We start from the raw sequence: 13534 nt of genomic DNA on the forward strand, positions 1-13534 counted from the left end.
ACTTACTCAGTGACGACCTCGTTACCATTAACGATGGTCTTAATAATTTTATAATCGTGTGTGAATGCCGTCAGGTTTGCAACCATGCCTGGTGCAATTCCGCCAAGCTGTTTATCCACGCCGATGGCACGCGCAGGATAAAGGGTTGCCATGCGCAGCACTTCTTCAAGCGCAATGCCGCAATGCTCGACCAGGTTACGCACGCCTTCAATCATGGTCAGGGAGGAGCCGCTCAACGTACCGTTTTCATCCACACACAGTCCGTTGCGGTAGTATATTGTTTTACCGGCAAAAATGAACTGCTCAATATTTGCACCTGCCGGTGCGGTGGCATCCGTCACCAGGCAAAGCTTGTCACCTTTCAGCCGCTTGGCGTTGCGAATGTTGGTGTAATCGACGTGTAAACCGTCCGCGATGATGCCGCAGTAAACGTCTGGCTCATCCAGAATCGCCCCGACCAGCCCCGGTTCACGACCCGTGATATACGGCATGGCGTTATACAGGTGTGTCGCAAAGGTAATACCCGCACGGAAACCGGCTTTTGCCTCTTTCAGCGTGGCGTTTGAATGGCCCGCTGACACGACAATCCCGGCGGCGGCCAGTTTGCTGATCACGTCAGTACCGGTCATTTCAGGTGCCAGCGTCACTTTGGTGATCACATCCGCATTGGCACACATACAGTCGACCAGTTCGGCATCAGGCTTACGCACGTAATCCGGATTATGCGTCCCTTTCTTCACCATATTCAGCCATGGCCCTTCAAGGTGCAGACCCAGAGCCTGATTTGGGTGTTTCGCCAGGTATTCACGCATAACGCGGATACCCTGTTTCATCAGCTCATCGCTGCTGGTGATGAGGGTTGGCAGATAGCTGGTGCAGCCCGATTTCTCGTTCGCTTTCTGCATGATTTCCAGCGTTTCGACGGTGACGGCGTCTGCGGTGTCGTTAAACTGCACACCGCCGCAGCCGTTCAGCTGTACGTCGATAAAACCGGGGGAGATTACTGCTCCATTGAGTGAGCGCTGTTCAATCTCCGGCGGCAGCTCTGCCAGCGGACAAACACGTTCAATCAGGCCATTAGCGATAACAATCGCATGGTCATCCAGAATTTCATGGCCGGTATAAATCCGACCGTGGGTTAAAGCGTACATAACGACCCCCGGTTAAAAAAAGCGGCCGCCTCTTCATGAAGAGGCGGTTATTCAATTACAGACCTTTGATGTTCTCAGCTTCTAACTCGTTGAAGTATTTCAGCGTCTTCACCTTCAGTTCCATCGTGGACGGTTCGTCACAAACGATGACGGATTTTGGATGCAGCTGCAGGCAGCTGATGGTCCACATGTGGTTTACGTTGCCTTCAACGGCAGCCTGGAGCGCCTGCGCCTTCACGCTGCCCAGGACCAGAATCATCACTTCTTCGGCATCCAGCAGCGTGCCGACACCGACGGTCAGGGCATATTTAGGAACCTGGTTCACATCGCCATCAAAGAAGCGGGAGTTTGCCACGCGCGTGTCATGGGTCAGCGTTTTAATACGGGTACGGGACGCCAGTGACGACGCGGGTTCGTTAAACGCGATATGACCATCGTTACCCACACCGCCCATAAACAGGTGGATTTTACCGTAAGAACGGATTTTTTCTTCATACTGACGGCATTCTGCGTCAATATCAGGCGCGTTTCCATTCAGCAGGTTAATGTTTTCAGCTGGAATATCAACGTGATCAAAGAAATTACGGTGCATGAAGCTATGGTAGCTTTCCGGGTGATCCTTCGGTAAGCCGACATATTCATCCATGTTGAAGGTGACAACGTGTTTGAAGCTAACCTGGCCTGCTTTGTGCATCTCTACCAGTGCTTTATATGCGGTCAGCGGTGTGCCGCCGGTAGGGAGGCCAAGTACGAAAGGACGATCGGCGGTTGGTTTGAAGGCGTTGATACGGTTAACGATATGGCGAGCGGCCCATTTACCGACTTGTTCAGCAGTTGCCAGGGGAATCAGTCTCATTGTTCACCTCAAGAGTTTAAGTAGAAGAGTGGGCGGATGGGTATCGGGACCTGATACTTAAGCGTAACCTGGAACCTTTCAGGCCGGATCAATCCGTCTTGATTTTTCGAATGATAAAATAAGTTTTCGATGTTAGCCAGTGAAAGGGAGGGTGATAAACGATATTTGGTGACAAAAATCACAAAAAGTACGCTTTTAATTTGCGATACGAATTAATTTTTCACACACTCACAATGCCAGTGAATCATCAACTGTATTTCTAGTTCGTGACACAATAAAAAACATAGTTAATGCACGAGCCTTAACAAGGGTCTCGTAGGGGGAATAGGATGAATATTTTAGGTTTTTTCCAGCGCCTCGGTAGGGCTTTGCAGCTCCCTATCGCCGTGCTACCGGTTGCAGCACTGCTGTTGCGATTCGGGCAACCCGATCTTCTTAACGTGCCGTTTATCGCGCAAGCGGGTGGTGCGATATTTGACAACCTGGCGCTGATTTTCGCCATCGGCGTGGCGTCCAGCTGGTCTAAAGACAGCGCGGGTGCCGCGGCGCTGGCAGGGGCAGTCGGTTATTTCATCCTGACCAAAGCGATGGTAACCATCAACCCTGAAATCAACATGGGTGTTCTGGCGGGTATTATTACCGGTCTGGTCGGCGGTGCAGTGTACAACCGTTGGGCGGGTATCAAACTGCCAGATTTCCTGAGCTTCTTTGGCGGAAAACGCTTTGTTCCGATTGCGACAGGCTTTTTCTGTCTGATTCTGGCCGCTATCTTTGGTTATGTCTGGCCACCGGTACAGCATGCCATTCATGCAGGCGGTGAGTGGATCGTGTCTGCGGGCGCAATGGGTGCAGGTATCTTCGGTTTCATCAACCGTCTGCTGATCCCAACCGGCCTGCATCAGGTTCTGAACACCATCGCATGGTTCCAGATTGGTGAGTTCACCAACGCGGCAGGTACCGTATTCCACGGTGATATCAACCGCTTCTACGCGGGTGACGGCACCGCGGGCATGTTCATGTCCGGTTTCTTCCCAATCATGATGTTTGGTCTGCCGGGCGCTGCGCTGGCAATGTATCTGGCCGCGCCAAAAGCGCGTCGCCCAATGGTTGGCGGCATGCTGCTCTCCGTTGCGGTAACGGCGTTCCTGACCGGTGTTACTGAGCCACTGGAATTCCTGTTCATGTTCCTGGCTCCGCTGCTGTACCTCATGCACGCGGTGCTTACCGGTATCAGCCTGTTTGTGGCCACTCTGCTGGGCATTCACGCGGGCTTCTCCTTCTCAGCCGGTGCGATCGACTACGTGTTGATGTACAACCTGCCGGCAGCCAGCAAAAACGTCTGGATGCTGGTTGTGATGGGCCTGGTGTTCTTCGTTGTCTACTTCCTCTTGTTCAGCGCGGTTATTCGTATGTTTAACCTCAAAACGCCGGGTCGCGAAGATACTAAAGATGACGTCGTAACCAGTGAAGCAAACAGCAATACCGAAGAAGGGTTGACCCAGCTGGCAACCAGCTATATCGCCGCGGTAGGCGGTACCGACAACCTGAAAGCCATTGATGCCTGTATCACCCGTCTGCGTCTGACCGTTGGCGACTCTGCGCGCGTAAGCGATGCCATGTGCAAACGCCTGGGCGCGTCTGGTGTGGTGAAACTGAACAAACAAACCATCCAGGTTATTGTGGGTGCGAAAGCCGAATCTATCGGCGATGAAATGAAAAAAGTGGTTGCCCGTGGACCGGTCGCTGCTGCCTCAACGGATAGCGCGCCTGTAGCTGACGCTCCGGTTGCTAAACCGCAGGCTGTACCAAACGCCGCTACTATCGCCGCGCTGGTTTCACCGGTTACGGGTGAGGTGGTCGCGCTTGAGCAGGTACCTGACGAAGCGTTTGCCAGCAAAGCGGTCGGTGACGGTGTTGCGGTGAAACCAACGGAGAAAACCGTTGTGTCTCCTGCGGCGGGCACCATCGTGAAAATCTTTAACACCAACCACGCGTTCTGCCTCGAAACCGAAAAAGGCGCGGAGATCGTGGTTCATATGGGTATTGATACCGTTGCGCTGAACGGCCAGGGCTTTACTCGCCTTGTAGAAGAGGGCGCAGAAGTGGTTGCAGGCCAGCCGATTCTGGAAATGGATCTGGACTTCCTGAACGCCAATGCCCGTTCGATGGTAAGCCCGGTGGTATGCAGCAACATCGACGACTTCAGCGGCCTGGTGCTTCAGGCGAAAGGTCAGGTGGTTGCGGGGCAAACGCCACTGTATGAGATTAAAGGCAAGTAATCGCTCCTGAGTAGAGTCATGCCTTAAGCGGCGGGGGAGATCCTCCGCCGCTTTTTTTTGCAGCAAATGCCCCCATTATTTTCTTCCGGGACGTTTTAAGGGTTGTCACTACGTCCGGCTTATAAGATCATATGCCGTTATACGTTGTTTACGCTTTGAGGAATCCACGATGAGTGAGGCAGAAGCCCGCCCGAGTAACTTTATTCGTCAGATCATCGATGAAGATCTGGCCAGTGGTAAGCACACCACGGTGCATACGCGTTTCCCGCCGGAGCCTAATGGCTACCTGCACATTGGTCACGCCAAATCGATCTGCCTGAACTTTGGTATCGCACAGGATTACCAGGGGCAGTGCAACCTGCGTTTCGATGACACCAACCCAGTAAAAGAAGACATTGAATACGTTGAGTCCATTAAGAACGACGTGCAATGGCTGGGCTTCAACTGGTCTGGCGATATCTGCTACTCCTCTGACTATTTCGATCAGCTGTATGCCTATGCCGTTGAGCTGATCAATAAAGGTCTGGCCTATGTTGACGAGCTCTCTGCGGATGAAATCCGTGAATACCGCGGCACGCTGACGGCACCGGGTAAAAACAGCCCGTTCCGCGATCGCAGCGTGGAAGAGAACCTGGCGCTGTTTGAAAAAATGCGTGCTGGTGGCTTCGAGGAAGGTAAAGCGTGCCTGCGTGCCAAAATCGATATGGCATCACCGTTTATCGTAATGCGCGACCCGGTGCTGTACCGCATTAAATTCGCTGAACATCACCAGACCGGTAATAAGTGGTGCATCTACCCGATGTACGACTTCACCCACTGCATCAGCGATGCGCTGGAAGGCATCACCCACTCGCTGTGTACGCTGGAATTCCAGGACAACCGTCGTCTGTACGACTGGGTGCTGGATAACATCACGATTCCGGTGCATCCGCGTCAGTACGAGTTCTCTCGTCTGAATCTGGAATACACCGTGATGTCCAAGCGTAAGCTGAACCTGCTGGTGACCGATAAGCACGTTGAAGGCTGGGACGACCCACGTATGCCGACCATCTCTGGTCTGCGCCGTCGCGGATATACCGCGGCGTCAATCCGTGAGTTCTGCAAACGCATTGGCGTGACCAAGCAGGATAACACCATTGAGATGGCGTCTCTGGAATCCTGCATTCGTGAAGATCTGAACGAAAACGCGCCGCGCGCGATGGCCGTTATCGACCCGGTAAAACTGGTTATCGAAAACTATCCGCAGGGTGCGAGCGAAATGGTCTCGATGCCTAACCATCCGAACAAACCGGAGATGGGCAGCCGTGACGTACCGTTCAGTGGTGAAATCTGGATCGATCGTGCTGACTTCCGCGAAGAAGCGAACAAGCAGTACAAGCGACTGGTGCTCGGTAAAGAGGTGCGTCTGCGTAACGCCTATGTGATCAAGGCTGAGCGCGTAGAAAAAGATGCGGAAGGCAACATCACCACGATCTTCTGCACATACGATGCCGAGACCCTGAGCAAAGATCCAGCGGACGGCCGTAAGGTGAAAGGCGTGATCCACTGGGTCAGTGCATCACACGCGCTGCCGGTAGAGATTCGTCTGTACGATCGTCTGTTCAGCGTGCCTAACCCAGGCGCAGCAGAAGACTTCCTGGCGACCATCAACCCGGAATCGCTGGTCATCAAACAGGGTTACGCTGAGCCATCCCTGAAAGCGGCTGAGGCGGGTAAAGCCTTCCAGTTTGAACGTGAAGGTTACTTCTGCCTGGACAGCCGTCACAGCACCGCTGAAAAACCGGTATTTAACCGTACGGTTGGTCTGCGTGATACCTGGACGAAGATCGGCGAATAATAACGCCGCGCTGGTCAATGAGAAACAAACGCCGCGTAATGCGGCGTTTTTTTATAGAGTGATCATGCCTTTAAAGCAGTAGCTAAATAGCGTTTATAAAAATAACAGGTCAATGTGGTGCTACTTATTTTTTTAAAAAAAAGTTTATCCCCTTTCAAAAGTCTGACGCACCGTAAAAAGAATATCATTTAACGCGTTACTTATTGAAAATCGGCCTTTTCCCCTGCCAGTACTGGCATCCCGTTAAATGTTACAAAGCACTACCAATTATGTGCTCTTCGTCATAATCCTGAGTTTTAGCCACCGAAAAGCATTGATAATTCGCGTCGCGAAAAATAACCTAAAGACGGTAGTTATTCGAGGGTATTTCCGACTACCCCTGACCATCAGGTCTTTTATATTTTTCGCCGTTTTAGGCGTTTTAATTCGTCAAAGAGGAATAATCTATGCGTACGTTCAGTGGCAAACGTAGTGCGCTGGCGCTGGCTATTGCCGGTGTGACAGCAATGTCAGGCCTGGTGGTGACGCCAGACGCTAAAGCAGCAGGCTTCATCGATGATTCAACCCTCACGGGCGGTATTTATTACTGGCAGCGTGAACGTGACCGTAAAGATGTCACGGAAGATAAATATAAAACGAACCTTTCTCACTCTACCTGGAACGCCAATCTGGATTTCCAGTCTGGTTACGCTGCCGATATGTTCGGCCTGGATATTGCCGCCTTCACGGCAATTGAAATGGCGGAAAATGGTGACAGCGGCCACCCGAACGAAATTGCCTTCTCCTCCAGTAATAAAGCGTATAAAGAAGACTGGTCCGGAGATAAAAGCGGTATCAGCCTGTATAAAGCTGCTGCGAAATTTAAATACGGCCCGGTATGGGCGCGCGGTGGTTATATTCAGCCAACTGGTCAAACCCTATTAGCTCCGCACTGGAGCTTTATGCCAGGTACCTATCAGGGGGCAGAAGCGGGCGCCAATTTTGATTACGGTGACGCGGGTGCGTTAAGCTTCTCGTATATGTGGACCAACGAGTATAAAGCGCCGTGGCATATCGAAATGGACAAGTTCTACCAGAACGATAAAAAGACCAAAGTGGATTATCTTCACTCGCTGGGCGCGAAGTACGACTTTAAAAATGATTTAGTGCTTGAAGCGGCATTTGGTCAGGCGGAAGGTTATATCGATCAGTATTTTGCTAAGGCCAGTTATAAATTTGACATCGCGGGTAGCCCGCTGAGTACCAGCTACCAGTTCTACGGTACGCGAGATAAAGTCAGTGATGGTGGCGTGAATGATATTTATGACGGCACGGCGTGGTTGCAGGCGCTGACCTTCGGCTACAAAGTCGGTCAGGTAGATTTGCGTCTTGAAGGAACGTGGGTAAAAGCGGAAGGGCAGCAAGGCTACTTCCTGCAGCGTATGACCCCAACCTATGCATCTTCAAACGGTCGTCTGGATATCTGGTGGGATAACCGTTCCGACTTCAACGCCGATGGCGAAAAAGCAGTCTTCTTCGGCGCAATGTATGATCTGAAAAACTGGAACCTGCCAGGCTGGGCGGTGGGGGCATCTTACGCCTACGCATGGGATGCGAAGCCTGCTGATATGGCAACGCCAGACGCATACTACGATCCAAACTATCGTCTCAAAGAATCCGCTTACAGCCTGGATGCGATCTACACCCTGCAGGATGGTCGCGCCAAAGGGACCATGTTCAAACTGCACTTTACACAATACGACAACCACTCCGATATCCCGAGCTACGCGGGCGGTTACGGCAACATCTTCCAGGATGAACGCGACGTGAAATTCATGGTTATCGCACCGTTCACCATCTTCTGATGACTCGTCCGGCGGGGTAATTCCCGCCGGACCGGAGACTACATATGAAAAAGATTGTAATCGTCGCGTTGCTGGCATCGGGACTGGTGGCTTGTGCGCAGAATCAGGCCTCGAAAGAGGACTCCCGTCTGAAAGAAGCCTACAGCGCGTGTATCAATACGGCGGAAGGTTCGCCGGAGAAGATCGAAGCCTGTCAGAGCGTGCTGAATGTGCTGAAAAAAGAGAAAGCGCATGAACAGTTCGCAACCCAGGAGAATATTCGTGTAATGGATTATCAGGCCTGTATCCAGGCGCGTAAAACCGGTAACGATCAGGAAGTCGCGAAGCGTTGCGATCAGATCTGGAAAGAGATTCGCAGCAACAACAGCCATTAACCCGCTGTTATCATGCCCGGTAGCGCTGCGCTGCCGGGCTTTTTTTTGCCAGACCGCAGGCAAAAAAAAAGCCAACCTTGCGGCTGGCTCAGAGTATGAAACGTGTTTATTTCGCGTCGTGCGCGTGATCGTCTTCGCGGCAATCGCCTTCAGCGCAGTGACCATACAGGTACAGGCTGTGGTTCGTCAGGCGGATACCGTGACGTGCGGCGATTTCACGCTGGCGAGATTCAATGGAATCATCGCTGAATTCAATGACCTTGCCGCAATCCAGGCAGATCAGGTGATCGTGGTGATGCTGTTGAGTCAGTTCGAATACAGATTTACCGCCTTCGAAATTATGACGGGTGACAATGCCCGCGTCATCAAACTGGTTCAGCACACGATAGACGGTTGCCAGCCCAATCTCTTCGCCCATGTCGATAAGACGCTTATAAAGGTCTTCCGCACTGACATGGTGATTGTCTGGACCCTGAAGCACTTCAAGGATTTTTAACCGAGGAAGCGTAACTTTCAGGCCAGCCTTCTTTAATGCGGTATTGTTGTCAGTCATGCGGAATCTGTCCTGTTGCTAAACGATTCACTTCTGTAGGAAGTGACAGAAATTGCACCCGGGATAATGCGTCTCATTATAGAACTGCCATGGCTAAATGAAAACTGCAAGTCTCAGGTAAAGTATGCTTATAAAAACGTGGTATCACCAACAAACTTGCATTGTGAAAGCCACGTTTTATCAGGGGGTCATTGTACAGGTCTGGGCGAAAAAGTTAAAAGATTGTAGCAATTAATTTAATCGGTTTGACCTGGTTTATGGGCGCAACCACCGTTGCGCCGCAAGAATCATCAGGCGTTGAGAATATCGTCCAGGTGCAGCTCTTCACGGATCTGCTTAACCCATTTTTCAACGCGCTCGGCGGTCAGTTCTGGCTGACGGTCTTCGTCAATCGCCAGACCCACGAAGTGATCGTCGTCTGCCAGACCTTTAGACGCTTCGAAGTGGTAACCAGCGGTAGGCCAGTGACCTACAATAACGGCACCGTTTGGCTCAATAATGTCGCGGATGGTGCCCAGCGCATCACAGAAGTACTCTGCATAGTCTTCCTGGTCGCCGCAGCCAAACAGGGCAACCAGCTTGCCGTTGAAATCCACCTCTTCCAGCGTTGGGAAGAAATCATCCCAGTCACACTGGGCTTCACCGTAATACCAGGTCGGAATACCCAGCAGCAGGATGTCATAGCCTTCGAGATCTTCTTTGCTGCTCTTGGCGATGTCGTGCACATCGGCAACGTCTTTACCGAGCTGTTTCTGAATGTTTTTTGCGATATTTTCGGTATTGCCGGTATCACTGCCGAAGAAAATGCCGATAATTGCCATGAGTAAAATAACCTCTTGATACTTAATGGTATGGTGGCGCAATTTGTCCACGGATAAAGGCAATAATAGCAGAACAGGCAACCCTGCGGAAACAGCTATCGCGCAGGACTGCACTCTGTGCTACATGAAAAGGGTAATAAAGGGATTTTTCGGACTTATGCCTTACTGCGCATGGTCTCGAGTTGGGTGAGTAACATCTCTTCGATCAGCTCGCTGCGGCTGATATTACGCGCGTCAGCCAGTTCGTTTAACGCATCGACAGCGTCGGCGTTGAGCTTCAGTTCGACACGCTTAAGCCCACGATTTTTATCGCGTTTAAGCTGGTTGCGTTTATTAATACGCAGCTGTTCGTCGCGCGAAAGCGGATTCGTTTTTGGTCGTCCCGGTCGACGCTCATTCGCGAACAGATCTAGTGTCGTACGGTCCGTTTGTTCTTTGGCCATGATTCTGAGACTTCGGGGGAAACACGCCGCCCTGCTAATGCCTGGGCGATAAGCGCGCCATCATACATCACCAAAAACGGCACGCCAACGACTGGAAGCCCGCAGCCTTCCAGTCGCTCTCTTTTTAATCAATTTGCCGTATCAGTCAGATAGCGGCGAATGGCGCGTAAGACGGCGTCTGGTTTTTCCGCATGAACCCAATGTCCGGCGCCAGCTATGACATGAGCGCGTGCCTGCGGGAATTGCGCCAGCAGGGTATCGCGACAGGCGTCGGTAACGTAGGGCGAATTGCCGCCACGAATGAAGAGGGTAGGGTGCGGCCATGCCGGTACGGTTTCCCAACCAACGATGTTATCGTACTGCTCCCATAGCACCGGCACGTTGAACCGCCACTGGCCGTCAACGAACGATTTCAGCAGAAACTGGATAACCCCTTCTTCATCCAGATGCTCACGCATAACGACAGCTGCCTGTTGGCGCGTCGAGACGCCAGCGTTGGTCACCGCGTTGATGGCGGCGAAAATCTCATCATGGCGACGGACGTTGTAATCCACCGGGGCGACATCTATGACCACCAGGCCACTTATTCTTTCTGGTGCCAGAGCCGTCAGGGCCATGACCGCTTTGCCGCCCATTGAATGCCCGATCAACGTCACTTTCTCGAGATTGTTGGCATCCAGCGTATCCAGCAGATCCTGCGCCATGGCCGCATAGGTCATCTCTTCTGAACGCCCGGAAAGGCCATGATTTCGCATATCCACCTGCAAAATATCGTGATCGGTAACCAAATCGCGTGCCAGCACGCCCAGGTTATCCAGGCTGCCAAACAGCCCGTGAACCAGTACGATGGGAGGATTCGTGTTCGGCGATTGTGCAGATTGCGCTCGGGTATTCAATTTCATGGCAAAGTTCTTTTTTTAGGTGTGACAGGTTAGGGTATTATGTTGACCATTCTGCCGCCCGGCTGCAAGGTTCCAGTTTAATCTGACTTTTGCCGCCAACCTGGTTTGACGCTATCCGCTGTTGGGATTTGACTTTATAATCTCAACGACTTGTATTCAGATAAGATATCGCACTGGATTAAGATGAAAACAATCGAAGTTGATGACGAACTCTATCAGTTTATTGCCAGCCAAACGCGGCATATCGGGGAGAGCGCGTCCGACATTTTACGGCGCATGCTTAAAATTTCCGCCGCCTCACCGTCTGCTACCCCAGCCACTAAAGATGTCGTGTCTCAGCCGAGTGTTGTTGCACAAGCAAAACCTGCCGTCGTGCAGGTGAAAGACAAAGTACGTGCGATGCGCGAGCTGCTGCTGTCTGATGAATATGCAGAGCAGAAAAAAGCGGTCAACCGCTTCATGCTGGTGCTGTCTACACTTTATTCACTGGATAACAAGGCGTTTGCTGAAGCGACTGAGTCGCTGCACGGTCGCACGCGCGTCTATTTCGCGGGCGACGAGCAGACGCTGCTGCAAAATGGCAACCAGACCAAACCTAAACATGTCCCTGGCACACCGTACTGGGTCATCACCAATACCAATACGGGCCGCAAGTGCAGCATGGTTGAACACATCATGCAGTCCATGCAGTTCCCGGCGGAATTGATTGAAAAGGTTTGCGGTACAATTTAACCCTTGCATCAGAAGGACCCGGTAATGGCAAATCACAGCCGTGCAGGCCAACCTGCACAACAAAGCGATTTGATTAACGTCGCTCAGCTGACCGCGCAGTATTATGTGCTGAAACCGGTCGTGGGCAACGCAGAACACGCAGTGAAGTTTGGGACATCAGGCCATCGCGGTAGCGCGGCACGCCATAGCTTTAACGAACCGCACATTCTGGCCATTGCTCAGGCCATCGCGGAAGAGCGCGCCAAAAACGGTGTTACCGGTCCGTGCTACGTGGGGAAAGATACTCACGCCCTGTCTGAACCGGCATTCATTTCCGTGCTGGAAGTTCTGGCGGCGAACGGCGTTGATGTAATTGTGCAGGAAAATAACGGTTTCACCCCAACGCCTGCCGTCTCTAACGCTATCCTTGTGCACAACAAAAAAGGTGGCCCACAGGCTGACGGTATCGTTATCACGCCTTCTCACAACCCGCCGGAAGACGGTGGTATCAAATACAACCCACCTAACGGTGGCCCGGCAGATACCAACGTCACCAAAGTGGTGGAAGACCGCGCCAACGCCTTACTGGCTGATGGCCTGAAAGGCGTTAAGCGTATTTCTCTGGATGCGGCCATGGCGTCCGGCCACGTGAAAGAGCAGGATCTGGTGCAGCCGTTCGTGGAAGGGCTGGCGGATATCGTCGATATGGCGGCTATCCAGAAAGCCGGCCTGAAGCTGGGTGTGGATCCGCTGGGCGGCTCCGGTATTGAATACTGGAAACGCATTGCAGAGCACTACAAGCTGGATCTGACCATCGTTAACGATCACGTCGATCAGACCTTCCGCTTTATGCACCTTGATAAAGACGGCGCGATCCGTATGGACTGCTCCTCTGAGTGCGCGATGGCAGGCCTGCTGGCACTGCGTGACAAATTCGATCTGGCCTTCGCCAACGACCCGGATTATGACCGCCACGGTATCGTTACCCCGGCCGGGCTGATGAACCCAAACCACTACCTGGCTGTGGCAATCAACTACCTGTTTCAGCATCGTCCACAGTGGGGCAAAGAGGTGGCTGTGGGTAAAACGCTGGTCTCTTCTGCGATGATCGACCGCGTGGTCGACGCGCTGGGTCGCAAGCTGGTGGAAGTGCCGGTGGGCTTTAAATGGTTTGTTGACGGTCTGCATGACGGCAGCTTCGGCTTTGGTGGTGAAGAGAGCGCGGGGGCATCCTTCCTGCGTTTCGACGGCACACCATGGTCAACCGACAAAGACGGTATCATCATGTGTCTGCTGGCGGCGGAGATCACCGCGGTCACCGGCAAGAACCCGCAGGAACACTACGACGAGCTGGCGGCGCGCTTTGGTGCACCGAGCTACAACCGTATCCAGGCAAGCGCGACCTCCGCACAGAAAGCAGCCCTGTCTAAACTCTCTCCGGAGATGGTCAGTGCCAGCACGCTGGCCGGTGATCCCATCACGGCCCGTCTGACGGCAGCGCCGGGTAACGGTGCCTCTATCGGGGGGCTGAAGGTGATGACCGAAAATGGCTGGTTCGCCGCGCGTCCATCCGGTACGGAAGATGCGTACAAAATCTATTGTGAAAGCTTCCTCGGCGCTGAGCATCGCCAGCAGATTGAGAAAGAAGCGGTAGAGATTGTCAGCGAAGTGCTGAAAAACGCGTAAGTGGTGTTTGGTGCGGGCTGATGCCCTCACCCCGGCCCTCTCCCACAGGGAGAGGGTGAAAACACGAAAAACGGCAA

12 protein-coding genes are annotated in these 13534 nt (G+C 52.6%); 6 read left to right on the forward strand and 6 right to left on the reverse strand.

Annotated elements, in window-relative coordinates; all coding sequences use genetic code 11:
* Positions 1 to 2: 2 nt before the first annotated feature.
* Together nagA and nagB are read right to left on the reverse strand one after the other, a co-directional pair.
* A complete protein-coding gene (nagA, locus tag VF709_RS08460; protein ID WP_149896847.1) occupies positions 3 to 1151 on the reverse strand; it encodes an N-acetylglucosamine-6-phosphate deacetylase in 1149 nt (382 codons plus the stop codon).
* A 55-nt stretch (positions 1152 to 1206) separates the two neighbouring features.
* On the reverse strand, positions 1207 to 2007 hold the full coding sequence (gene nagB, locus VF709_RS08465; RefSeq protein WP_013097568.1) for a glucosamine-6-phosphate deaminase: 801 nt from the start codon (positions 2005 to 2007) through the stop codon (positions 1207 to 1209).
* Between the two features lie 329 nt (positions 2008 to 2336).
* On the opposite strand from nagB, the gene nagE reads away from it, so the two are divergent.
* The 4 genes from nagE (at position 2337) to chiQ (ending at position 8341) form a co-directional block, all read left to right on the forward strand.
* Positions 2337 to 4286 carry a PTS N-acetyl glucosamine transporter subunit IIABC gene (nagE, locus tag VF709_RS08470; RefSeq protein WP_058650379.1) on the forward strand — a complete coding sequence of 650 codons (1950 nt, stop codon included), beginning with the start codon at positions 2337 to 2339 and terminating at the stop codon, positions 4284 to 4286.
* Positions 4287 to 4455: 169 nt separating this feature from the next.
* The gene (gene glnS / locus VF709_RS08475) at positions 4456 to 6123 is read left to right on the forward strand and encodes a glutamine--tRNA ligase (RefSeq protein ID WP_013097566.1); all 1668 of its coding nucleotides are present in this window, start codon (positions 4456 to 4458) and stop codon (positions 6121 to 6123) included.
* Between the two features lie 446 nt (positions 6124 to 6569).
* Positions 6570 to 7967 (forward strand): chitoporin ChiP, encoded by a 1398-nt coding sequence (gene chiP / locus VF709_RS08480; RefSeq protein WP_038418907.1) that lies wholly within the window; start codon positions 6570 to 6572, stop codon positions 7965 to 7967.
* 44 nt (positions 7968 to 8011) lie between these two features.
* Entirely contained in the window at positions 8012 to 8341 is a 330-nt protein-coding gene (gene chiQ / locus VF709_RS08485; RefSeq protein WP_062934968.1) for a ChiQ/YbfN family lipoprotein, read from the forward strand.
* 106 nt (positions 8342 to 8447) lie between these two features.
* Here chiQ and fur read toward each other — a convergent pair whose 3' ends face one another.
* The 4 genes from fur to ybfF all read right to left on the reverse strand — a co-directional run bounded on the left by fur (position 8448) and on the right by ybfF (position 11060).
* Positions 8448 to 8894: a ferric iron uptake transcriptional regulator gene (fur, locus tag VF709_RS08490; protein WP_010428651.1), complete on the reverse strand. Its 447-nt coding sequence runs from the start codon at positions 8892 to 8894 to the stop codon at positions 8448 to 8450.
* Positions 8895 to 9184: 290 nt separating this feature from the next.
* Positions 9185 to 9715 (reverse strand): flavodoxin FldA, encoded by a 531-nt coding sequence (gene fldA, locus VF709_RS08495; protein WP_008501067.1) that lies wholly within the window; start codon positions 9713 to 9715, stop codon positions 9185 to 9187.
* A gap of 155 nt (positions 9716 to 9870) precedes the next feature.
* The gene (gene ybfE, locus VF709_RS08500) at positions 9871 to 10158 is read right to left on the reverse strand and encodes a LexA regulated protein (RefSeq protein WP_013097563.1); all 288 of its coding nucleotides are present in this window, start codon (positions 10156 to 10158) and stop codon (positions 9871 to 9873) included.
* Between the two features lie 128 nt (positions 10159 to 10286).
* Positions 10287 to 11060, reverse strand: coding sequence for an esterase (ybfF, locus tag VF709_RS08505; RefSeq protein ID WP_013097562.1), 774 nt, complete (start codon positions 11058 to 11060; stop codon positions 10287 to 10289).
* 183 nt (positions 11061 to 11243) lie between these two features.
* Between ybfF and seqA the strand changes: the two genes are divergently transcribed.
* Positions 11244 to 11792, forward strand: coding sequence for a replication initiation negative regulator SeqA (gene seqA, locus VF709_RS08510; protein WP_020684949.1), 549 nt, complete (start codon positions 11244 to 11246; stop codon positions 11790 to 11792).
* Between the two features lie 24 nt (positions 11793 to 11816).
* Positions 11817 to 13457, forward strand: coding sequence for a phosphoglucomutase (alpha-D-glucose-1,6-bisphosphate-dependent) (pgm, locus tag VF709_RS08515; protein WP_013097560.1), 1641 nt, complete (start codon positions 11817 to 11819; stop codon positions 13455 to 13457).
* Positions 13458 to 13534: the final 77 nt, after the last annotated feature.

Origin of the sequence: Enterobacter sp. Lyrl_3, assembly GCF_051948675.1 — a bacterium.
Lineage (GTDB): Bacteria > Pseudomonadota > Gammaproteobacteria > Enterobacterales > Enterobacteriaceae > Enterobacter > Enterobacter cloacae.